Source organism: Nocardia barduliensis (assembly GCF_013315795.1).
Taxonomy (GTDB): Bacteria; Actinomycetota; Actinomycetes; order Mycobacteriales; family Mycobacteriaceae; genus Nocardia; species Nocardia barduliensis.
Map to the genome: position 1 here is coordinate 29,484 of NZ_JABLTE010000055.1, position 21,160 is coordinate 50,643.

The 21,160-nt window shown below is 71.2% G+C and carries 18 protein-coding genes; 5 read left to right on the forward strand and 13 right to left on the reverse strand.

The window, feature by feature from the left end:
• Position 1: 1 nt before the first annotated feature.
• The 4 genes from HOV91_RS22825 to HOV91_RS22840 form a co-directional block, all read right to left on the reverse strand.
• Positions 2-829: an MlaE family ABC transporter permease gene (locus HOV91_RS22825; RefSeq protein WP_174187475.1), complete on the reverse strand. Its 828-nt coding sequence runs from the start codon at positions 827-829 to the stop codon at positions 2-4.
• A 5-nt stretch (positions 830-834) separates the two neighbouring features.
• Entirely contained in the window at positions 835-1,665 is an 831-nt protein-coding gene (locus tag HOV91_RS22830) for an ABC transporter permease (protein ID WP_438822685.1), read from the reverse strand.
• 266 nt (positions 1,666-1,931) lie between these two features.
• Entirely contained in the window at positions 1,932-2,783 is an 852-nt protein-coding gene (locus HOV91_RS22835; RefSeq protein ID WP_312884737.1) for an enoyl-CoA hydratase-related protein, read from the reverse strand.
• Positions 2,780-4,297 (reverse strand): class I adenylate-forming enzyme family protein, encoded by a 1,518-nt coding sequence (locus HOV91_RS22840; RefSeq protein ID WP_174187461.1) that lies wholly within the window; start codon positions 4,295-4,297, stop codon positions 2,780-2,782. The genes HOV91_RS22835 and HOV91_RS22840 overlap by 4 nt, the downstream gene beginning before the upstream one ends.
• 266 nt (positions 4,298-4,563) lie before the next feature.
• Between HOV91_RS22840 and HOV91_RS22845 the strand changes: the two genes are divergently transcribed.
• Positions 4,564-5,430, forward strand: a complete 867-nt coding sequence (locus tag HOV91_RS22845; RefSeq protein WP_174187462.1) for an SDR family NAD(P)-dependent oxidoreductase — start codon at positions 4,564-4,566, stop codon at positions 5,428-5,430.
• A 40-nt stretch (positions 5,431-5,470) separates the two neighbouring features.
• The gene (locus HOV91_RS22850; protein WP_174187463.1) at positions 5,471-6,703 is read left to right on the forward strand and encodes a cytochrome P450; all 1,233 of its coding nucleotides are present in this window, start codon (positions 5,471-5,473) and stop codon (positions 6,701-6,703) included.
• Between the two features lie 60 nt (positions 6,704-6,763).
• On the opposite strand, the gene HOV91_RS22855 is transcribed toward HOV91_RS22850, so the two are convergent.
• Both HOV91_RS22855 and HOV91_RS22860 read right to left on the reverse strand, forming a co-directional pair.
• Positions 6,764-8,311, reverse strand: a complete 1,548-nt coding sequence (locus tag HOV91_RS22855) for a class I adenylate-forming enzyme family protein (RefSeq protein WP_174187464.1) — start codon at positions 8,309-8,311, stop codon at positions 6,764-6,766.
• 7 nt (positions 8,312-8,318) lie between these two features.
• Positions 8,319-10,595: a molybdopterin-dependent oxidoreductase gene (locus HOV91_RS22860; protein ID WP_174187465.1), complete on the reverse strand. Its 2,277-nt coding sequence runs from the start codon at positions 10,593-10,595 to the stop codon at positions 8,319-8,321.
• 144 nt (positions 10,596-10,739) lie between these two features.
• On the opposite strand from HOV91_RS22860, the gene HOV91_RS22865 reads away from it, so the two are divergent.
• Positions 10,740-11,393 carry a TetR family transcriptional regulator gene (locus tag HOV91_RS22865; protein WP_174187466.1) on the forward strand — a complete coding sequence of 218 codons (654 nt, stop codon included), beginning with the start codon at positions 10,740-10,742 and terminating at the stop codon, positions 11,391-11,393.
• Between the two features lie 16 nt (positions 11,394-11,409).
• Here the strand turns inward: HOV91_RS22865 and HOV91_RS22870 are convergent, their stop codons facing one another.
• Genes HOV91_RS22870 through HOV91_RS22880 form a run of 3 tightly spaced genes read right to left on the reverse strand, consistent with a single transcriptional unit; the run spans position 11,410 to position 14,181 of the window.
• A complete protein-coding gene (locus HOV91_RS22870) occupies positions 11,410-12,393 on the reverse strand; it encodes a GNAT family N-acetyltransferase (protein WP_174187467.1) in 984 nt (327 codons plus the stop codon).
• 16 nt (positions 12,394-12,409) lie between these two features.
• Positions 12,410-13,201, reverse strand: a complete 792-nt coding sequence (locus tag HOV91_RS22875) for an enoyl-CoA hydratase-related protein (RefSeq protein WP_174187468.1) — start codon at positions 13,199-13,201, stop codon at positions 12,410-12,412.
• Positions 13,202-13,230: 29 nt separating this feature from the next.
• On the reverse strand, positions 13,231-14,181 hold the full coding sequence (locus tag HOV91_RS22880; protein ID WP_246350583.1) for a PDR/VanB family oxidoreductase: 951 nt from the start codon (positions 14,179-14,181) through the stop codon (positions 13,231-13,233).
• Between the two features lie 107 nt (positions 14,182-14,288).
• Between HOV91_RS22880 and HOV91_RS22885 the strand changes: the two genes are divergently transcribed.
• Both HOV91_RS22885 and HOV91_RS22890 read left to right on the forward strand, forming a co-directional pair.
• Positions 14,289-15,074, forward strand: a complete 786-nt coding sequence (locus tag HOV91_RS22885; protein WP_174187469.1) for an SDR family NAD(P)-dependent oxidoreductase — start codon at positions 14,289-14,291, stop codon at positions 15,072-15,074.
• A gap of 13 nt (positions 15,075-15,087) precedes the next feature.
• A complete protein-coding gene (locus HOV91_RS22890) occupies positions 15,088-15,954 on the forward strand; it encodes an alpha/beta fold hydrolase (protein WP_174187470.1) in 867 nt (288 codons plus the stop codon).
• A 42-nt stretch (positions 15,955-15,996) separates the two neighbouring features.
• Here the strand turns inward: HOV91_RS22890 and HOV91_RS22895 are convergent, their stop codons facing one another.
• The 4 genes from HOV91_RS22895 to HOV91_RS22910 all read right to left on the reverse strand — a co-directional run.
• The gene (locus HOV91_RS22895; RefSeq protein ID WP_174187471.1) at positions 15,997-16,821 is read right to left on the reverse strand and encodes a mycofactocin-coupled SDR family oxidoreductase; all 825 of its coding nucleotides are present in this window, start codon (positions 16,819-16,821) and stop codon (positions 15,997-15,999) included.
• Positions 16,818-18,989 carry a molybdopterin-containing oxidoreductase family protein gene (locus HOV91_RS22900; RefSeq protein ID WP_174187472.1) on the reverse strand — a complete coding sequence of 724 codons (2,172 nt, stop codon included), beginning with the start codon at positions 18,987-18,989 and terminating at the stop codon, positions 16,818-16,820. Before HOV91_RS22900 ends, HOV91_RS22895 begins: the two co-directional genes overlap by 4 nt.
• Positions 18,986-20,617, reverse strand: coding sequence for an FAD-dependent oxidoreductase (locus tag HOV91_RS22905; protein WP_174187473.1), 1,632 nt, complete (start codon positions 20,615-20,617; stop codon positions 18,986-18,988). Before HOV91_RS22905 ends, HOV91_RS22900 begins: the two co-directional genes overlap by 4 nt.
• On the reverse strand, positions 20,605-21,160 hold a 556-nt coding region (locus HOV91_RS22910), incomplete at its 5' end, for a molybdopterin dinucleotide binding domain-containing protein (RefSeq protein WP_281370926.1). The genes HOV91_RS22910 and HOV91_RS22905, both read right to left, overlap by 13 nt.

Sequence of the window (21,160 nt, forward strand, 5' to 3'; positions counted from 1 at the left end):
CCTATCCCTTGAAGACCAGCAACGGGCTCAGCCCCCAGATCGCGACGGTCATCGCGAAATTGAGCACGACGATCGCGACGAGGCTGGCGCGGATGGCCCGCCCCGATGCCGCCCCGACGCCGGCGGGGCCGCCCGTGGCGAAGTAGCCGTAATAGCAGTGGATGATCGTGACGACAGCGCAGAAGGTGACCGCTTTGATCACCGAGGCCGCCAGATCCGGAAAGCTGAGGAACTGCGCGAAATAGTGGTCGTAGGTGCCGCCGGGTTGGCGGTGGAAAACCTTGACGATGAGCGCTCCGGTAAAGAAGCTGACCACCAGGCCCATCAGATAGCCCGGCAGCACGACCAGCATGCTGCCGACCAGGCGGGTGCCGACCACGAACGGAATCGCTTGCAGGCCCATGGCTTCGGTGGCGTCGATCTCCTCGGAGATCCGCATGGCGCCGATCTCGGCGGTCATCCGGCAGCCGGCCTGGGCGGCGAACCCGATCCCGGTGATGATCGGGGCGATCACCCGGATATTGCCGAACGAACCGATGATGCCGGTCAGCGGGCCGAAGCCGAGCAGGTTCAGCGCCATGAACGCCTCGATGGCGACCACCGCGCCGACCGCGACGCCGAGGAAGAACATCAGGCTGATCACGCCGCCGTCGACGACCAGCGAGCCGCTCCCCCACGCCATGTCGTTCATGGTCTTGACCGTCTGCCGCCGGTAGTGCCGGATCGTCTTCGGTAGCAGCCAGATCACCTTCGCGGTGAAGACGGTGATCCGGCCGAGCTCGCCGAGGAAGCCGCCGGTGGCGTGTCGTGTCACGCGCAGGATGGCCATGGCGGTCACGCCAGCCGAGCCGGGAAGAACATCATCTGCAACTGGCTCACCAGCAGATTGGTGAGGAAGATGCAGAAGACGCTCAGCACGACCGAGGCGTTCACCGCGTTCGCCACGCCCTTCGGCCCGCCCTTGGCCTCGAGCCCGCGCAGCCCGGCGATCAGCACGACGATGGCGGCGAAGATCAGTGCCTTCAGGATGGAGAAGGCCAAATCGGTGGGAGTGGCGAAGGCGCCGAAGGACTGCCAGAAGCTGCCCGGCACCACGTTGTTGACGTTGGCCGAGATCAGCAGCCCGGCGAAGACGCCGGCGAAGATGATGATGATGCACAGGATCGGCGCGATCGCGATCATCGCCAGGAAACGCGGCATGACCAGCCGCTCTACCGGGTCGACGCCCATCACCCGCATGGCGTCGATCTCCTCGCGGACCGCCCTGGCACCGAGATCCGAGGCGATGGCCGACGCCGCGGCGCCGCTCATCAGCAGCCCGGCGGCCATCGGCGCGCCCTGGCCGACCACCCCGAGCCCACTGGCCGCACCGGCCAGCGAGTTGGCGCCGACCTGGTTCATGATGCCGCCCACCTGCACCGATACCTCGGCGCCGATCGGGATCGCCATGAGCAGCGCGGGCAGCGCGGTGACCTTGAGCAGGGTCCACATCTGCTCGACCAGCTCCTGCACCGGCATCCGCAGTCGCACCGTGTCGACCACGGAATATCGGATCACCGCCGCGGCCAGCTGCGCCGAGCGTCCCAGGGTCGCCAGGCTCCGCGCCGGTGTGGTCACGAGGTAGTCGGCAGCGCGTGTGGCGAACGGTATCGCGGCAGTACTCACTCCCGGCACCTCCTTCCTTGGAAGTCGTTCTCGCCGTGATGAATCAGGGATTTCCGGGCCGAACGCTCGCCCGTCGGGGGCGTCGGTTCGCGCTGGCGACCGCGGATGCGGGCGGCGAACTGTGATACAAACAACGCCTGACGTCATATGTTAATTGGATCACCATGCGCGCGCAAGAGGTTCGGTGACCTGGATTACACCGAATCGGCGACGACCCCGCGCGAACGGCGCTCCGCAGGGAAGCCGTCCGCCGGGGTCGCCGGAAATCAGTCGAACAGGGCGGGCAGGCCCGCGGCGATCGAGTCGGTGAACTGCGGTTCCCGCTTCGCCAGGAAGGCGTCGACGCCTTCCCGGACATCGGAATCCCGGGCGCGGAAGTAGATTCCCCGGGAGTCGGCACGGTGCGCCGCCTCCGGCCCGTCGGCGCCGAGCATCCGCCACAGCAGCTGCCTGGTCAGTGCCACGGAGACCGGCGCGGTACCGGTGACCAGCGAACGCGCGATCTCGACAGCGCGGGGCAGCACCTGCCCGACAGGGACGACCTCGCGCACGAGCCCGCGCTCTGCCGCCTCCTCGACCGGCACCGTCCGCCCGCTCAGCATCCACTCCAGCGCGGTGTCGATGCCGACGATCCGGGGCAGGAACCACGACGAGCACGCCTCCGGCACCAGCCCCCTGCGGGTGAAGACGAACCCGAAACGTGCTGTCTCCGAGGCGATCCGGATATCGGCCGGTAGCGTGCTGGTGACTCCGACGCCCGCCGCAGGGCCGTTGATCGCGGCCACGACGGGTTTGGTGCACCGATGGATCCGAAGCGCCACTTCCCCGCCCGAGTCCGGCGGGACCTCGCCGGACTCCGGATCCGCCTCGGCGCGGAAGACGTCCGCCCCGGCTGCTAGATCGGCACCCGCGCAGTAGGCGCGCCCGGAGCCGGTGAGTACGACCGCGCGCACGCTGTCGTCCGCGTCGACGGCGTCGAAGGCCGCCAGCAGCTCGTCGCGCATCTGCAGGGTGAAGGCGTTGAGGCGGTCGGGGCGGTGCAGCCGCACGACGGCGATCTCGCCGTCACGCTCGAGCCGTACCACCCGCTCGCCGGAGACCGCTTCGGGCGCCGTCACCGCAGCTTCTCGAAACGGTCGGTCACGTCGCGGTATTCGGCGCGGATCGCGGTCTTGGACAGCTTGCCGCTGGGCAGCCGGGGCAGCGGCTCGTCGCGGATCACGACGTAGCGCGGCACCTTGTAGTCGGCGACCAACCGGTTGCAGTGCTCGATGATCGCCGCCTCGTCCACGTCGCCGGAGACCTTCACGATGGCCGCAGGAGTCTCACCGAACCGGTCGTCCCCGGCGGCGATGACCGCGACCTCCTCCACGCCTTCGAGCGAGCCGATCACCCGCTCCAGTTCCACCGGCGAGATGTTGATACCGCCGGTGATGATCAGATCCTTGAGCCGGTCGACGAACTTCAGCCTGCCCTCCTCGTCCCGGACACCCAGGTCACCGCTGTGCAGCCAGCCGTCCCGCAGCGCCGCCGCCGTGGTCTCCGGATCGTTCCAGTAGCCGGGGGTGACGCCGGGGCCGCGCAGCAGGATCTCCCCCTCCTCGCCCGGCGCGGCCTCGGTGCCGTCGCTGCGCGCAACCTTCAGCTCGGTGAAGATCGAGCCGTTCCCGCAGGTGTCGGGGTGGTCGGCAGCCTCATGCACCAGGGTGGCGGTGGCGACGCCGCCGGCCTCGGTCATGCCGTAGATCTGGCGCAGCGCGACACCCTTCTTCGCCCAGCGTTCCAGCAGCGACACCGGCACCGCGGCGCCGCCGACGATGGCTGTACGCAGCGACCCGAGATCGACCTCGTCGAACTCGGGAGCCCGCGAGATCGCCTCGAAGATCAGCGGCACGCCGAAGATGGCCTGCACATCGCGCTCGCCGAGCAGCCGCGCGGCCCGGGACGGGACGAGCTCCTTCTCGATGATGATGGTGCCGCCGAGCACGATCGTCATGATCAGTCCCCAGACCAGGCCCGGGGTGAAGACCAGTGGCAGCACGAGCAGCGTGGTGGCGCCGGGCCGCAGCCCCTCCTCCACCAGGGAGGCCTCGAACACGATGTTGAGCAGGGTGCGGTTGGTGCAGACGACACCTTTCGACACCCCGGTTGAGCCGCTGGTGAACAGCAATGCGGACGGGTCGTCGGGCTCCGGGTCCACCCGGAAGTCGTCCGGCTCGCCGGTTCGCAGCGCGGCGAGTTCCTCGAAGCCGATGGCGGCGAAGTCGGCGCCCAGCCCGCGGGTCTCCTCGACAGCACCGGCGTATCCGGGCGGGTAAACGACCGTCTCCACACCGGCGTCGTCGAGGACTTTGCGCAGTTCGGCGGGCTTGAGCCGCGGGTTGAGCGGCACCAGGACCCCGCCGGTCTTGAGCACGGCCAGCGCGATGACCGGCCATTCCAGTGAGTTCGGCCCGAGCACGCCCACCCGTGCGCCGGGCCGTACTCCGCGCTCGGCCAGCAGCCGCGCGATCCGGCTGGACCAGTGGTGCAGGTTCCGGTAGGTCAGCGACTCGTCGTCCACGACGATCGCGGTCCGCTCGCCCTTCGACCGAGCCCACCAGGCGAGTGCAGATCCGATGGTCGCTGCCATGTCGTCCTCGACTTTCTTGTTGCGCCTCGATGCGCCGTTGCACAGACGTGACGGCCGTCACGTGTTTAACTAATGCACGTAGTTTAAGCCCGGGGTCACGCGCACGCCAGTCCCAGTCCTGAAACAAATGACAAATGACGATTGACGTCATCCGTATTGCAACTGTAGCGTCTGCTGTGACGCACGGCACTCGATTCGGACTCCGACGTCACGATCCAGGGCGCTGCCCGTCTTTCTCTCTCGATTCCCGACAGTGGAGATTCCTCATGAAGCTCGAAGGCAAAGTCGCCGTCATCACCGGTGGCGGTTCCGGATTCGGCCGTCAGTGCGCCCAGCTGTTCGCGGCCGAAGGCGCGCGCATCGCCGTGGTCGACATCGACGCCGATCGCGCCGCGCAGACCGTGAAACTCGTGGACGAGCAGGGCGGCACCGCCATCGCCCTCACCGCCGACGTGGCGGTCGAATCCCAGGTGGTCGCCGCCGTCGACGCCACCGTCGAGGAGTTCGGCAAGCTCGACATCATGTTCGCCAACGCCGGCGTCGTCTCCCGCGGCGGCGTCCCCTCGGTCGCAGGCGGCGAGCAGGTCGACTTCCAGGACCTCACCGACGCCGACTGGCAGCACGTACTCGGCGTCAACCTGTCCGGAGTGTTCTACAGCGCCAAGGCCGCGGTGCCCGCGCTGCGCGCCAACGGCGGCGGCACCATCCTGGCCACGTCCTCGGCCGCCTCGTTGGTGGCCTACCACAACATCGCGATGTACTCCGCCACCAAGGCCGGCGTCAACGGCCTGGTCCGCGGGCTCAGCCTCGACCTGGGCAAATACGGCATCCGGGTCAACGCCATCGCGCCGACGCACGGCATGTCGCCGAACTTCCTCATGCCCCCCGGCAGCCCCGTCGTCGGCCAGTCCTACGAGCAGGTCGCCGGCGAGTGGGACCCGGCGATCTCGCCCATCCCGCTCAAGCTGCAGCGCCCGCCCGCCCTCACCGACAACGCCAAGGTCGCGCTCTTCCTCGTCTCCGACGACTCCGCCTACCTCAGCGGCGTCGTCCTGCCCTCCACCGACGGCGGCACCCTCGCCCGGGTCGGTATGTGGTTCGCCGAGGACAAGGGCTCGCCCGGCGACCTCTGACCCGATCGATCTTCCTACGACCGAAAGTGAGGAACCTGCCATGACCTCTGTGGCCGAAGTGCCCGCCGAACTCATCGTGGACTTCGACGTCTACGACCCCGCCATCGCCGCGCCCGTCGACACCTTCCAGGACCGCGCGGCCGAACTGGCCGCCAAGGGTCCGGTGGTGTGGTCCACCGCCCACGGCGGGCACTGGATCGTGACCGGCTACCGGGAGATCCACGAGGTCTTCCGCAATCACGAGACCTTCTCCAGCTACCCGAACAACCTGGTGACCACCGGCGCCGGCTTCGGAAAGTTCATTCCGATCGAGCTGGACCCGCCGGAGCACACCGGCTACCGGCTCGCGCTGCAGCCGCTGTTCAGCCCGCTGCGGATGAAGGCGCTGGAGGACAGCATCCGGGAGGTGATCAACGAACTCATCGACGGCTTCGCCGGCCGGGGCGAGGCGGAGTTCATCTCCGAGTTCGCCCACGAGCTGCCCGCCCGGGTGTTCCTGGCTCTGATGGACTGGCCCCTCGCGGACGCCCCGCTGTTCACCGCGGCCACCGACACCATCCTCACCGGTGTCCCCGGCGGCACCGAGGAGGAGTCGAACGCGGCCCGCGGCGAAGCCGCCTTCAAGATGTTCGGCTACTTCCAGAACGTGCTGGACGAACGCCGCAGGAATCCGGGCGAGGACGTCACCTCGAAGATCATCAACTCGGAATTCGAACTCTCCGACGGCAAGCGCCCGCTCACCGACGAAGAACTCAACCGCATGTTCTTCCTGCTGCTCATCGCCGGCCTGCACACCGTGCAGGGCTCGCTGGCCTGGAGCATCATCCACCTCGCGGCCAATCCCGAGCAGCGGCAGCAGCTCGTCGAGGACGAGGACGTGATCCCGGCCGCGGTGGAGGAGATCCTGCGGATCGAGGCCGCGGTGGTCCCGGGCCGCAGGGCCACCCGGGCCACTGAGCTCGGCGGAGTGCGGATCGCCGAGGGTGACCAGCTGATCATGCTGCTCTGCTCGGCCAACCGCGACGCCGCGGAGTTCGAGGCGCCGACCGAGCTGCAACTGCACCGCAGCCCGAACCGGCATCTGTCGTTCGGCTCGGGCCCGCACCGGTGCATCGGCTCGCACCTGGCGCGCATCGAATTGCGACTGGCACTGGAGGAGATCCACCGCCGCATCCCCGACTACCGGCTGGTGGACGGCGATCCGCCGGTCATGCACGGCAGTCAGGTGCGCGGCTGCGTCCGGTTGCCGATCGTGTTCACTCCGGAATCCTGAGTTACGGCGAAAGGGGCGGCGAGATCTTCTCGCCGCCCCTTTCGCCGTGCCCGGACCCGGTCAGCGCACCCGCGGGTGGGTGCCGGGGATATCGGTGTATTCGTCGCGCAGGGCGCGCTTGTCGATCTTGCCGCTGGCCATGCGGGGCAGCGGCTCGGAGCGGAACACCACGTAGCGCGGCACCTTGTAGTCGGCGAGGCGGCTGTCGCAGAACGCCACGACATCGGCGCCGGTGAGCTCCGGCGAGGCGGTGATCAGGGCGGCGGGCGTCTCGCCGAACTTCTCGTCCGGCACGCTGATCACCGCGACCTCCTCGACCCCGGGCAGCGCCTCAATAACCGCTTCGACCTCGGCGGGCGCGATATTGAGCCCGCCCGAGATGATCAGGTCCTTGAGCCGGTCGACGAACGTCAGGTAGCCGTCGCCGTCGAGCGTGCCGAGATCGCCGGTGTGCAGCCAGCCGTCGACGATGGTCGCCCGGGTCGCCTCCTCGTCCCGCCAGTAGCCGGCCATCATGCCGGGGCCACGCAGCAGGATTTCGCCGATCTCGCCGGGGGCGCAGTCCCGGCCGTCGTCGTCCACCACCCGGATCCGGCTGAAAACTGTTCCACGACCGCATGATTCGGGGCGGGCGGCGGCGTCCCGGTGCGATGTCACGGTGATCGAGCCGCCGATCTCGGTCTGCCCGTACAGCTGCCGCAGCGCCACGCCGCGCCGCGCCCACGTCCGCAGCAGCTCCACCGGAACCCGCGCGCCGCCGACGTGCGCGGTGGTCAGGTGGCCCAGTTCGGCCCGCTCGAACCCCGGCACCCGGGCGATCTGCTCCCACAGGATCGGCGGGCCGGTGAAGGTATCAGGCTTGTCCTGCTCGAGCACCCGCAGCGCGGCGACCGGGTCGAAGCGGGGCTGCAGCAGCAGCGTCCCCCCATTCAGGACGGTGCGGGCCACGCCCCAGATGATGCCCGCCGCGCTGAAAAGCGGCAGCACCAGCAGGATCCGCAGCGCGTGCGGCGCCACCGATTCCACCAGCGCCCAGTCGTGGAACATCCCCGCGATGCTCGCGTGGGTGAAGACCACGCCCTTGGGGCGCCCGGTGGTGCCGCTGGTGAAGACGACCGCCGTCGCATCGCCGGCGTCGGCGGCGGGAACCGGGAACCGCTCGTGTGTCAACGCGCGCAGCGGGGCGACGTCACGCTCCAAAATCGCGGCCGAAAAGTCCGGGCGGGCCGACCGCGATCCGTCGAGCGGGATCGCGCGCACCTCGTCCAGTCGATCCGCCAGGCGCTCGTCGCAGAAGATCAGGGCGGGTTCGCACTTCTCGACCAAGGCCGCCAGTTCGCTTGCGAGCAGCCGCTGATTGAAAGGGGCGACGATAGCGCCCGCCTTCCACGCACCGAGCGCGGCCACGCACCACGCCGGCGAGTTGCCGCCGAGAAAGCCGACCCGGTCACCGGGCCGGACGCCGCGGGCACGCAGGGCGTGCGCGACGCCGTCGGCCCAGGTGTTCAGCTCCCCGTAGCCGATGACGTCACCGGCGAAGTCGAGGGCGGTGGCATCAGGGCGATGCCGGGCCCAGTAGGCCAGGGCGTCGGGGACAGTGCTGCTCATCGTCGGGCTACTCCGTCTCGGTTGGTCGATCGGCGGGAAGGGCCCGGGTGATCCGCACCCGGATGCCGTTGAAGATCGGCGCGCCGGTGAGCGCCTCCAGGTCGACGGAGTCGTCGACCAGCGCGTTGTAGTCGGCGCCGGGCGCGGCCGTCGCGTGCCGGGCGTGCAGCCCGGGGCCGTGGTGGCCCCACCCGTGCGGCATGCTCACCACCCCGGGGCGCAGCGCGTCGTCGACCCGCAGTTCGGCGTGCACCGCGCCGGTGGCCGAGCGCACCTCGATCCGGTCGCCGTCCACCAGACCCCGGGTTGCGGCGTCGGCGGGCGCCATCAGCAGGGCGCACTGGCTCTCGTCGGGCTGCGGCAGCGCGTTGTGCAGCCAGGAGTTCATCCCCCGCGGCTGCCTGCGGTTGATCAGCAGCAGGTCCGGGTCGTGCCGGTGCAGGGCGGCACGCAGCCGCGGCAGGTCGCCGACAACGAGCGAGGGGACCAGGTCGATCCGGCCGCCCGGCGTGCGCAGCACCTCCGGCAGCCGCGGCCGCAGCGGGCCCAGGTCGATGCCGTCCGGGCAGGCTTCCAGGCGGGCCAGCGACAGCCCGTCGGGGTCCGCGCCGAACCGGTCGCCGTAGGGCCCGCTGCGCAGCCGCAGGTCGAGCAGCCGCAGCGGGCCGGAGCGCTCGGCCACCGCCGCTGCCGCCGCGGCGGGTTCGCATCCGGCGAGCCCGGCAGCCCGCCGGGCCGCGACCGCCGCGACCGCGTCGTCCATCGCCGCGACATCCTCGTCTGTCGCCACCCGGCCGGTGGCCGCCGCCGCCAGCCGGAGCAGGATCTGCCACTCGCCGAGCTCGCCATCGGCGAGCTCGAGCAACGGCGGGCTGTAGCGGGCCACGTTGCGCACCTGGAAGTGCGCCAGCGTGACGTCGTGGTGGCCGCGGGTGGCCAGCGGCGGAGGCGGCAGGATCACATCGGCGTGCCGGGTGGTCTCGTTCAGCTGGCCGTCGACCGACACCATGAACTCCAGCCCGGCCAGCGCCCGCTCCACGGCGGCGGTGTTCGGCACGGTCCGCGCGGGGTTGCCCGCCACGGTGATCAGCGCGCGGACCTGACCGGGCCCCGGGGTGCTGATCTCCTCGGCCAGGCAGACCGCCGGGAGTTCGCCCAGGGCCTCGGGCAGCCCGCGCACCCGGGACCGCCACCGGTCGAACATCAACGCTGGTGGCCGGCGAGACGGCCAGGTGTTCGGGCCGCCGCAGGGCGGCAGCGAGAACATGGCGCCGCCGGGACGGTCCAGGTTGCCGGTGACGATGGTGAGGACCTCGACCAGCCAGTTGGCGAGGGTGCCGAACTCCTGCATGCAGGTCCCGATCCGGCTGTGCGCCACCGCGGACGATGCTCCGGCGAACAGGCGGGCCACGGTGACGATGGTCGCGCTGTCGATACCGCACCGCTGCGCCACGACCTCCGGACCGAACCCCTCGGTGAGCGCGAGGACGGCATCGACGCCGTCGACCTCGCCGGGGATCCGATCGGGCCGTGTCAGCCCCTCCGCGGCCACCACCGCGAGCACGCCGAGCAGGAAATAGGCATCGGTGCCGGGCAGGATCGGGACGTGCAGGTCGGCCACCTCCGCGGTGCGGGTACGCACCGGGTCGACCACGATCAGCGTGCCGCCCCGCTCGCGCAGCGCGCGCAGCCTGCGGTGCATGCCCGGTGCGGTGACGGTGCTTCCGTTGGACACCAGCGGATTCGAGCCGAGCACGAGCAGACAGTCGGTGCGATCGATATCGGGCAGGCTCAGTCCGAGGCCGGTGCCGTAGAGCAGCATGTGGGCGAGATTCTTGGGCCAGGTGTCGATGCTGGCGGGCGAGTAGACCTGCCGGGTGCGCAGCGCCGCGATCACCTCACCGAGGTAGAAGGTGGCATCGAGGTGGTGCGCGGCCGGATTGCCGTGGTAGACGGCGCAGCTGCCCGGATCGTCCGCCACGTGGGCGGGCAGTCGGTCCGCGATCACGGCGAACGCCTCCTGCCAGGACGCCTCCCGGAAGTCGCCCGCCGCGGTCCGCACCAGCGGCGTCCGGATGCGGTCCGGATCGTTCTCGACCCGGGTCAGCCCGATCCCTTTCGCGCAGCTGTGCCCGGCGCTGAAGATGTCGCGCGAGTTGGCCTCGATCCCCACCACGCGGCGATCGCGCAACGTCCAGATCAGCCCGCAGGTCGACTCGCACAGCGGGCAGATGCGATGCCCCGTCACCCCGGGTGCCCGGGTTCCGTTCTGCTCATCTGTCATGCTGCGCATCCCTTGTCGCGATCGGCTATCACTAATCTAAATACGTTAGATATAGGCGTCAAGGAGTGTCCTGCTGGACCGGCGCGTGCAGCGAAAACTACCCTTGCTAGATGGCGCGAGACAGCCTCGCGGGAAGGCGGAGTGATGGCGAGACCGGCGAAACCGCTGATCAGCCGGGAGACGGCGGTTCAGGCGTCGATCGACATCATCGATTCGGAGGGCCTCGAAGCGTTCAGCCTGCCCCGGCTGGCCAAGTACCTCGGGGTGCGCGCGCCCTCGCTGTATTACCACTTCGCGGACAAGAACGAGATCCTGACCGAGGTTGCCCACTACATCGCGGGCACCTCCGTGAGCCGCCCGCGTCGCCGCCCCGGCCCGGACTGGCCAGAGTACTTCGTGACGCTCGCGCTGAACTGGCGGCAGTCGATCCTGCAGCATCGCAATGCCGCCACCGTTCTGCTACAGCACCTTCCGCGCGATCTGTTCATCGGCACCTACGAGGACACCGCCCGGTTCCTGCTGGACTCGGGCGTCCCGACCGAACTGCACGTGCGCATTCTCGACGGCATGGAGACCCTGGCCATCGGGGCGGTGCTGATGGAGGCCGTGCGCGGGCCGAGCACCCGGTCGACGATCTTCCCGAACGTCGACCCAGAGGCGCAGCCGCTGCTCGCCGAGGCGCTCGAGGCGAACCCGCTGACGCAGAAGCAGCTGTTCGAGGAGATGGTGCGCAGCTTCCTACACGGCATCATGCGCGATCACGAATTGTCCGCACCCGCCCGCACAGGGTCCGGCTGACACCGGGGCGGGGCGATCAGCGCGGGTACACCGGCGGCTCCGACCACTCCCCCACCTGGTAGCAGGCGTGGGCGTCCTCCTGCTCGAAGGACAGCAGCCGCACCGTGCGCAGCGCGCCCTCGTCGTCCGGGTCCATCCGCATCCGGGCCACTTGCGCCCCGCCCGCGCGTAGTTCGGTCAGTGCGCGGCCGAGCAGGTCGGCGCCGAGTCCACTGCCCCGCGCCGACGAAGTGAGCACCAGCGCGCGCACGGTGGCGGTCCGCAGTTCCAGGTGGTCGCGCAAACGCGGGTCGTACCAGGCGAATCCGAGGTCGGCGCCCCGCGGGCCGGTGGCGAGCAGCACGCGGCCGATGTCGCCGGAGAAGTCGGACAGCGCCCGGTCCCGATGCGACGGCGGCAGTTCGGCGCGACCGAGCACCGCCCGCACCCGGTCGGCCGCCTCGGCCGCCTCGTGCGCGGTGACCGTCACTCCCGCGCGCGGCTCCGGTAGCTCCAGCGGCGCCGCGAACGGGCCGGTTAGCGGCCGCAGCACTGTCCACAGCCGGGCCACGGCGAGCACCCCGAACCGGCGGGTGAGCCGCTCGGAGGCGGGATGGCTGCCGTAGGCCCAGCCGCGCAGCGCATGCGCCCCCGTGCCGCACCAGCCACCGGGAGCCCCGGTGTCGAGCCCGAGTTCCTCGACCAGCGCGGTGGCCACGCCCCGGGATCGGTAGCGCGGGTGCACGACCAGCGCGGCAATGCCCTGCCCGTGCCGGTCGACGGTCAGGTGCAGGTAGGCCACCAGCTCGAGCGGGGCGTCCTCGCGCATCGAGAAGTCGCGGCGAGCCTTGATCGGCAGGTGCCACACCACCGTTGCGGCGTCGGAGACAGCGGACGCGGCGCGCGGATCGATGGTCGTGAAGCCGGCTTCCTCGTCGTACTCCGCCGCGTGCGTCACCAGCGCCGCCGCGTCCTCGCGGTCTTGATCGTCGAGGCGCTCGGACCATGCGTACGAGATCATCCCTATCCCTCCCGGCTCAGCGTCCGGTCCAGCGCGGCGGGCGCTTCTCAGCGAAGGCGAGCGGGCCCTCCTTGGCGTCCGCGCTCGTCATGACGATCCGGGCGGCGGCCCGGTTGACCGCCCATTCCTCGGCGGACCAGCCGATCTGCCCGACCGCGCTGTCCTGTAGCACGGCCTTGCTCTGCTGGACGGCCAGCGGGGCGTTGGCCGCGATCGTCGCAGCGAGTTCGAACGCCACCGCCTGCGCGGTGCCCGCGGGCGCGACCCGGTTGACCAGCCCCAGATCGTAGGCGCGGACCGCGGAGATCGGCGCCCCGGTGAGCGCGATCTCCGCCGCCACCTTGGCCGGGACCTGCCGGTGGATCCGGAGCAGCCCGCCCGCGGCCGCGATCAGCCCGCGCCGGACCTCGGGCAGCCCGAGCGAGGCGCCCTCGTCGATGACCGCGAGGTCGGCGGCGAGCACGATTTCCGTGCCACCGCCCAGGGCGAAACCGTTGACGGCGGCGATCACGGGCTTCGGGATCCGGTACCGGACGATGCCGGCGAAATCGCGATCCCGGTGCTCGGGGTCGTAGATGTTGTTGCCCGCCGCGATCTCCTTCAGGTCGGCGCCGGCGCAGAACGCCCGCCCCGCGCCGGTGATGATCACCGCCCGCACCTCCGGATCGGCGGCCGCGCGCTCGAGCGCCGCGCCCGCGGCGGCCGAGAGCGCCGCGTTCACAGCGTTCAGGGCGTCGGGCCGGTTCAGCGTGACGAGCGCGACGTGATCGCGGACCTCGTACAGCGCCGCGGGCTCGGATGGGGACACAGTGCCTCCTGGAGATTCGGGACGAAGAATCAGAGATCGAGCACCAGCCGCGGGGTGCGGCTGCGGGAGACGCAGATCATCATGACGTCGTTCGCAGCCTGCTCATCCTCGGTCAGCACCGAATCCCGGTGCTCGGGGCTGCCGCCGAGAACGGCGACCTCGCAGGTGCCGCAGGTGCCCTCGCGACAGGAGAAGTCGACGTCCGCGCCGCCACGCTGCACCGCATCCAGAACGGACTCCGACTCACCGACCCGCACGACAGTGCCGCTGCGTGCCAGCTCCACCTCGAACGCACCAGCGGGCCCGGCCTCGACCGGCTTCGGCGCGAAGCGCTCGACGTGCAGTTCCAGCGCGGCGCGGCCGCGGCATTCGTCCTCGATCGCCGCGAGCAGCGGTTCCGGCCCACAGCAGTACACCGCGGCGCCGCTGTCGGTGGCGTCCAGTGCGGCGCGCAGATCGAGCAGGCCGTATTCGTCCTGCGGTCGCAGGGCGACCCGGTCGGGATACTGCCCGGCCAGCTCGTCCGCGAAGGCCATGCTCGCCCGGGAGCGGCCGCCGTAGAGCAGCCGCCAGGGCCTGCCGTCGCGGTGCACCTGCCGCAGCATCGGCAGCAGTGGCGTGATGCCGATGCCGCCGGCGACGAACAGGTAGGACGGGGCGGTGACGAGGGCGAAGTTGTTGCGCGGTCCCACGACATCGATCTCGTCGCCGACGGCGAGCTTGTCGTGCACGTGCACCGAGCCGCCCCGGCCGTCCGGCTCACGCAGCACCGAGATCCGGAGTGCACCGCGGTCGTCCGGGTCGCCGCAGAGCGAGTACTGCCGGGTGATGTCGCCGAGCACCAGGTCGATGTGCGCCCCCGGTTCCCAAGCCGGGGCCTGCTCGCCCGCCGGGTGCGCCAGCGTCAGCGTGACGACACCCTCGGCCGCCGGCTCTTTGCCGGTCACCAGCATCCGCTGCGCCATCCGGTCCACCTCCATCCCGTTCTTCCCCCGACTCGACGTACCATAAATCTTATGTCTTTAGTTAAACTAGGAGCAAGCCCGCGCCGGCGCGGGTGCGCGACGACCAGCGACGAGGAGCTTCGATGACCGCCGACACAGCGCCGAGCGATTCGGTACTCGACCTGTTCCGGCTCGGCGGCCGCGTCGCCGTGGTGACCGGTGCGGGCAGCGGCCTCGGCGCGGGCATCGCGCGCGCCCTGGCTGAGGCGGGCGCCGATATCGTCGTCGCGGGCCGCCGCCGCGACCGGATCGAACAGACCGCGGCGACGGTCACCGCGCTGGGGCGGCGCTGCCTGGCCCACCCGACCGACGTCACCGACCCGGAGGAGTGCGAGGCCCTGGTCCGGGCGGCGATGAGCGAGTTCGGCCGGATCGACGTCCTGGTCAACAACGCCGGTGTCAGCCACACGGCTCCCGCCACCAGGGAAGACCCGGCCGACTACCGCGCCGTGGTCGAGGTCAACCTGTTCGGGGCGTACTGGGCGGCCCGAGCCTGCGCGCGGGTGATGCGCCCCGGGTCGAGCATCGTCAATGTGGCCAGCATGCTCGGCCTGGTCAAATCGGTACTGCCGCAGGCCGCCTACGCCTCGAGCAAGGCCGGGCTGATCGGGCTCACCCGGGATCTGTCCAACCAGTGGTCCGGGCGCAAGGGCATCCGGGTCAACGCCATCGCTCCCGGGTTCGTCGAGACCGACATGATCGAGGAGATGTCGCGCGAGACACTGGCGGAGTTCCTGCGCGGCTGCTCGCTCGGCCGCACCGCGACCCAGCGCGAGATCGACGCCGCGGTGCTCTTCCTGGCCTCCCCGGCCTCCGGTTACGTCACCGGCTCGACACTCGCCGTCGACGGCGGCACATCCGGACACTGAACGGAGGCACCGAATGCCGATCCGAACCGGTACCGTCGTCCGCCTGCCCGGCGATGGCGTCACCCTGACCGCCGAGCGGTTCGACCCCGAGCCCGCGGCGGAGCGCGGAAGCGTCCTGCTCCTGCACGGTGGCGGCCAGACCCGGCACTCCTGGAAGCGCACCGGGCACCGGCTGGCCGCGCACGGCTGGACCGCGCTGGCCCTGGACGCGCGCGGGCACGGGGACAGCGACTGGGCGGGCGACGGTGACTATTCGATCGAGGCGCACGCCAGGGATCTCACCGCGGTCGTCACCGCGCTCGGCCGCCGCCCGATCCTGGTCGGCGCCTCGATGGGCGGGCTCGCTGCATTGACCGCGGAGGGCACCGCCCCCGGCCTGGTGCGCGGCCTGGTGCTGGTCGACATCACCCCGCGCGCCGAACCCTGCGGCGTCGACCGGATAATTACCTTCATGCGCGACGGCCTGGCCGGTTTCGACTCGCTGGAGACCGCGGCCGCCGCGATCAGCGCCTACAATCCGCACCGGCAGCACCCGCCCCGGCCCGGCGGGTTGCGCAAGAACCTGCGCGAGCGCGAGGGCCGCTGGTACTGGCACTGGGATCCGCGGATGCTCAGCCACCCGGACAACGGCCCGGACCGGGCCGCGGACCGGGAACAGCGGGCCCGGTCCGCCGCGCGCCGCGTCACTGTGCCCACCCTGCTGATCCAGGGCCTGCGCTCCGATGTGGTGAGCGACGACGGCGTGCGTGATCTGCTCGAGCTCATCCCGCACGCCCGGCACGTCGGAGTGGACGATGCCGGGCACATGGTCGGCGGCGACGACAACGATGTGCTGACCGCCGGGCTGCTCGCGTTCCTCGACGAGACGGCCGACGGGTGACGCCGGGGACGGCACGGGCACACGCCCGTGCCGTCCCCGCGCTCAGCGGTTGTTGTAGCCGGCGTCGACGGGCAGCGTCACGCCGGTGATGTACCTGGCCTCGTCGGAGGCGAGGAACACCAGCGCGTTGCTGACGTCCACCGCCTCGATCAGCTCGACCGGCATCGGATTCTTGTAGGCGTCGTCGGCCGCCACCTCCGGATGCGCGTCGATGAACGCGCCGTACTCGGCGTTCGCCACCATCGGGGTGTTGACCCCGGTCGGGTGAATGGTGTTCACCCGGATCAAGTGCTTGGCCAGCTGCTTGGAGTACAGCCGCATCAGCCCGACCACGCCGTGCTTGGACGCGGAGTACCCGGCCTGGCCGGGGAAGGTGTTGAGCCCGATGCTGCGCAGCCCGGCCGCGGAGCTGGTGATCGCGATCGATCCGCCCGCACCGCGCTCGATCATGCCGGGAACAGTCACCTCGAGCGTGTGCCAGACCCCGGTGAGCATGGTGTCGACCGCGTCGTGCCAGGCCTGCGGCTCGCTGCCCTGCTCGATCACCGGCATGATGCCCGCGTTGGCGGCGACGATGTCGACGTACCCGAACTCGGCGATCCCGGCCTCGTAGGCTCGCTGCACGTCCGCCCGGTCCCGGACGTCGCCGACGCTGGTGACGATCCGGCCGCCGGCCTTCTCGACCAGTTCGGCGGTCTCGCCGAGGTCGGCTTCGGTCGGCATCGGATAGAACACCGACGGGATCTGGGCGCAGATGTCCATGGCGATGATCGCGGCGCCTTCCTCGGCCAGCCGGACGGCGTGCGAGCGACCCTGCCCGCGCGCGGCTCCGGTGATGAAAGCGACTTTGCCTTCCAGACGGGTCATTGTTTCCTCTTCTCTCGGTGAATTCCGGTCGTCGTCGCACCGGCGCGCGCCACCTCGACGGTGATGCCGGTGAGCTGGGATTGGTTGCTGAGCGGGTCGAAACCGGCACGGCCGGTGGGGGCGAGCACGTTCGCGTTCGCCCCGCCCTTGTCGCGGGCGACGCCGAGCCCGCGGGCGCCCTGCTGGCCCCAGCCATGGGAGAGCGCGACCACGCCGCGCCGCAGCCCGGCGTCGTGCCGCAGCGTCGCCTCGAGCGATCCGAACCGGTTGCGCACGGTGACCAGGTCGCCCTCGACGAGGTCGCGCCGCCGGGCGTCGGCGGGGTGCATCCACAGCGGGTTGCCCCGGTCGATCTCCCGGTCGAAGACCGGCAAATTGTGCAGCCAGCTGTTCACCATGTGGTGGGTACGCCGGGTGATGAGCTCGAGCCGGTCCGGGTCGGCGGCCGCGAGGTCGGCGTGCACGGCCTCGATCGCGCCGAGGGAACGGGCGAACAGGTCGGGGCAGCAGTCGATCAGCCCGTCGTCGTGGCGGACCGCGATGTCGAAGACGTGCGCGGGGTCGGGCTCCGGCAGCACGCGGGTGCCGCACGGCTGCGCGGCGAGGTCGGCCAGGCCGGTGCCCGCCGCGCGCAGGGTGGCCTCGATCGGGGCGAAGGGGTCGGGTTCGGGGTCGTCCAGCAGGGTCGGAACGCCGAGTTCCTGCTGGATCCGGGACAGGATCCACCAGTCGTCGCGCCGCTGCGCCGCCGGCGGCACCACCGCGGGGGTGTACTGCACGTAGGGTTCGAGCGCCACGCCCAGTGTGCTCAGGTAGTTGACGTCGGCGCGCTCGAGCCAGTCGGTGGCGGGCAGCAGGTAGTCGGCCAGTTCACCGGTCAGCGTGCGGTACAGGTCGACGGTGACCAGCAGGTCCAGCTCGGCGAAGGCGCGCCGCAGCCGGTCCTCGCCGCCGACCGACAGCAGCGGGTTGCCGGAGACGACGATCAGGGCGCGGATGGGCGTCTCCGGGTTGCCGATGAACTCCGGGAGCAGCGCGGCGGGCAGGTCACCGGCCACGGTCCGGATCGGGCCGACCTGGTGGTCGAAGAACGGGTCGGCGCGGCGCCGTTTCGAGCCGAGTACCGCGTCCGCGATACCGCGGGCGTAGATGTTCCCGCCGCGGCGGCCGAGGTTGCCGGAGAACAGGCTGATCATGGTGAGCATCCAGTACGCGGCCGCGCCCAGCCTGCCCTGGTTGACGCCGGTGGCCATGTAGATGCTCGCGCTCGGCGCGGCGCAGAACTCGTCGGCGACCCGGCGGATCTCCGCGGCCCCGATCCCGGTGACCGGCGCCACCCGCTCCGGCGGGTAGCGGCGCACCACGGCGAGCAGGTCGTCTACCCCGCGGGCGCGTGATTCCACCGCGGCGCGGTCGAATCCGATCCGGAAGACGATCTCGTGCAGCACACCCGCCAGGAAGAAGAAATCGGCGTTCGGCCGGATGAGTAGCACGTCCCCGGTCTCCGCCGTGGCCGACTCGATCTGCCGCGGGTTCACGAACCGGACCGTGCCGCCGCGGGCGGTGATCGCGCGCAGTTTGGCCATCGGGTCGGAGATGTGCAGCAGCGTCATGTGCGAGACGGCGGGGTTGCTGCCCAGGCAGAGGAAGTAGCCGGTGTGCAGCAGGTCCGGGATCGGGTGCGCCAGGGCGCTGCCGTAGATCGCCTCGCTCGCCGCGTACTTCGCCGAGGTGTCCTGGGTGCCCGCGCTGAACCGCATGCGGGTGCCGAACCCGCGCGCGATGCGGGCCGCGTTGGCGTAGTAGGCGCCGTTGAACGCCGACGGGTTGCCCTGGTAGACGGCGAGGGCGTCGGGACCGTGCCGGTCGCGCACCGCGCGGATCCGGTCCGCGATATCGTGCACCGCCGCATCCCAGCCTACCGTTGCGAACTCGCCGGGCTCGGAGCGCGGATTCGTCCGGCGCAGCGGGTGATTCAGCCGGTCCGGATCGCGGTGGACCTGCAGGTAGTGCACGCCCTTGTGGCAGCAGAAGCCTTGGTGTACCGGGTGATCCGGGTCGGGTCGCAGCCGGTGCACGGCTCCGTCGCGCACCTCGGCGAGCAGTCCGCAGCCGGGTTCGCAGATCCGGCAGAAGGTGTGGATCGGCTCAGGGGGCGGCGGGTTCATCGCGGCGCCCGGTGCGCGGCGATCCGCGCGGCCTGCGCGGCGTCGACGATCTTCACCCGGGGCCTGCCCGCGGCGGCGCCGAGCTGCCGTTCGTGCCGATCGATCTCGTGCCAGTCCGCGCCGGTCAGCGCGTCCGGGCAGCGTTCGCCCAGCAGGGCCTCGAATTCCGCGGGGCCGGCCGCCGGGGCGGGGAGCAGCCCGGCGTGGTGGTCCTCGACCAGGGCGGCCACGGTCTCGGCCGCGCAGTGGCGGTTGGTGCCGATCACGCCGGTGGCGCCGCGCTTGATCCAGCCCGTCACGTACTGCCCCGGAACCGACTGCCCCGAACCAGGTTCCACGACGCGCCCGGCCCGGTTGACGACCGTGCCGCGCTGCTCATCGAAGGGCAGGCCCGGGATCGGCAGCCCGCGGTAGCCGGCCGCCCGGATCACCAGCCCGCACGGGATCGACTCCCGCACCTCGGTGCCGGTGTCGCGCACCGTGAGGGCCTCGGCGCGGGCGATGCCGGTGATCGCCTCCGGCGTGGTGCCGAAGCGGAGCACGATCCGCCGGTTGCCCGGCGCCGGTCGGCGCCGCGCGTACTCGGCCAGCACTCTGGTCTTCATCGGCGCCCCGGGCGCTGCCTCGACCGCACCGTCCACCAGGACGTCGATGCCGGGCAGGTCGCCGAGTGCCAGCAGTTCGGGGGTGGTGCAGGCGGCGTGCTCGGGCCCGCGCCGCCCCAGCACGATCACCTCGCGCACGGTGCAGGCGCCCAGGGCGGCGAGCGCGTGGTCGGCGATATCGGTGCCGCGCAGCCGCTCCGGCGGGCTCACCAGGATGCGCGCGACATCCAGCGCGACGTTGCCGGTCCCGACGACCACGGCCCGGTCGGTCCCGAGATCGAACTCCCGGCCCGCGTGTTCGGGGTGGCCGTTGTACCAGGCGACGAACTCGCGCGCGGAGTGGCTGCCCGGCAGTTCCTCGCCGGGGATGCCGAGCCGACGATCGCCCGCGGCGCCGCTCGCGTGCACGACCGCGTGGTGGTGTGCCGACACCTCGGCCAGCGTGATGTCGCGGCCGACCTCGACGCCGAGGTGGAGGGCGAATCCCGGGCGGCGGGCGGTGCGCCGGAACACCCGATCCACGGTCCTGGTGTGCCAGTGATCCGGCGCGACACCGTAGCGCACCAGGCCGCCTGCCATCGGCAGCCGCTCCAGCATGGTCACCTCGGCCGCGACGTCCCGCCGGGTCAGCAGCTCCTCGGCCGCGTAGTGGGCCGACGGTCCGGAGCCGACGATCGCGACCCGCAGTACCGGCGGCGCGGCGGCGCCTGCGGTCCGGACGAACAGCGGCAGCGGCTGGATGTGCGCGGCGTCCGGTCGCGGCAGCGGGTCGCGGGCGTAGTACTCGGCGTTGAGCTCCCGGTACACCTGCTGTTCGGGCGCCAGGGTGTCGGCGGACGAGATCGCGTCCACCGGGCAGACATCGGCGCAGGCCCCGCAGTCGATGCAGATGGCGGGGTCGATGAAGAGCATCTCGGCGTTGCGGTAGGCCCGCTCGTCCGGGGTCGGATGGATGCAGTCGACCGGGCAGACCGCGACGCAGGTGGCGTCGTTGCAGCAGTTCTGGGTGATCACGTAGGGCATCGGTCGTCCTCCTCGACGCGGGTGACGGAGACGGGCACCGCCGTCAGGGTGGGCATGGCGTTGATCGCCTGTGCCCCGGCGCCGCCGGTGAGTTCGTTGACCTTCGCCGCGGATTCGAAGCCGTGAGTCATGGTCACGGCGCCCGGCGGCACCGAGGAATCGGCGCGGACGGCGGTGCGCAGCGTCCCGTGCGCGGACCGCACTAGCGCTGTCGCGCCGGCGTCCAGGCCGAGGGCCGCCAGCTGGTCCGGGTGCAGCGCGGCTGCCGAGGCGGCGCCGGGCACCAGCCCGGGCACCCCGGTGCCGGTGGAGTTGACCGCCTCCCGGATGCGACGCACGGTTAGGCGCAGCGGAAAACCCTCCGGCGCTACCGGATCGGCCAGCGCCGTGCGCAGTTCGGCGGCGACATCGCCGGGCAGCAGCCGCAGCCGGTGATGTGCCGCGTCCGGGGCGGCCGGGCCGACCGTTCCGCCGGTGGCGTCCGCGGTGATGCCGTGCGGTGCGGCGACGAGATCGGCGAAGGGAACGCGGCCACGCTCGGTC

What these genes read in the sequence shown, in the direction of transcription:
- HOV91_RS22895 (WP_174187471.1), bottom strand. Translation starts at nt 16,821, where the DNA reads ATGACCCGTCTGGAAGGCAAAGTCGCTTTCATCACCGGAGCCGCGCGC.
- HOV91_RS22825 (WP_174187475.1), bottom strand. Translation starts at nt 829, where the DNA reads ATGGCCATCCTGCGCGTGACACGACACGCCACCGGCGGCTTCCTCGGC.
- HOV91_RS22885 (WP_174187469.1), top strand. Translation starts at nt 14,289, where the DNA reads ATGACCGCCGACACAGCGCCGAGCGATTCGGTACTCGACCTGTTCCGG.
- HOV91_RS22860 (WP_174187465.1), bottom strand. Translation starts at nt 10,595, where the DNA reads ATGACAGATGAGCAGAACGGAACCCGGGCACCCGGGGTGACGGGGCAT.
- HOV91_RS22855 (WP_174187464.1), bottom strand. Translation starts at nt 8,311, where the DNA reads ATGAGCAGCACTGTCCCCGACGCCCTGGCCTACTGGGCCCGGCATCGC.
- HOV91_RS22850 (WP_174187463.1), top strand. Translation starts at nt 5,471, where the DNA reads ATGACCTCTGTGGCCGAAGTGCCCGCCGAACTCATCGTGGACTTCGAC.
- HOV91_RS22840 (WP_174187461.1), bottom strand. Translation starts at nt 4,297, where the DNA reads ATGGCAGCGACCATCGGATCTGCACTCGCCTGGTGGGCTCGGTCGAAG.
- HOV91_RS22880 (WP_246350583.1), bottom strand. Translation starts at nt 14,181, where the DNA reads ATGGAGGTGGACCGGATGGCGCAGCGGATGCTGGTGACCGGCAAAGAG.
- HOV91_RS22890 (WP_174187470.1), top strand. Translation starts at nt 15,088, where the DNA reads ATGCCGATCCGAACCGGTACCGTCGTCCGCCTGCCCGGCGATGGCGTC.
- HOV91_RS22845 (WP_174187462.1), top strand. Translation starts at nt 4,564, where the DNA reads ATGAAGCTCGAAGGCAAAGTCGCCGTCATCACCGGTGGCGGTTCCGGA.
- HOV91_RS22870 (WP_174187467.1), bottom strand. Translation starts at nt 12,393, where the DNA reads ATGATCTCGTACGCATGGTCCGAGCGCCTCGACGATCAAGACCGCGAG.
- HOV91_RS22900 (WP_174187472.1), bottom strand. Translation starts at nt 18,989, where the DNA reads ATGAACCCGCCGCCCCCTGAGCCGATCCACACCTTCTGCCGGATCTGC.
- HOV91_RS22865 (WP_174187466.1), top strand. Translation starts at nt 10,740, where the DNA reads ATGGCGAGACCGGCGAAACCGCTGATCAGCCGGGAGACGGCGGTTCAG.
- HOV91_RS22905 (WP_174187473.1), bottom strand. Translation starts at nt 20,617, where the DNA reads ATGCCCTACGTGATCACCCAGAACTGCTGCAACGACGCCACCTGCGTC.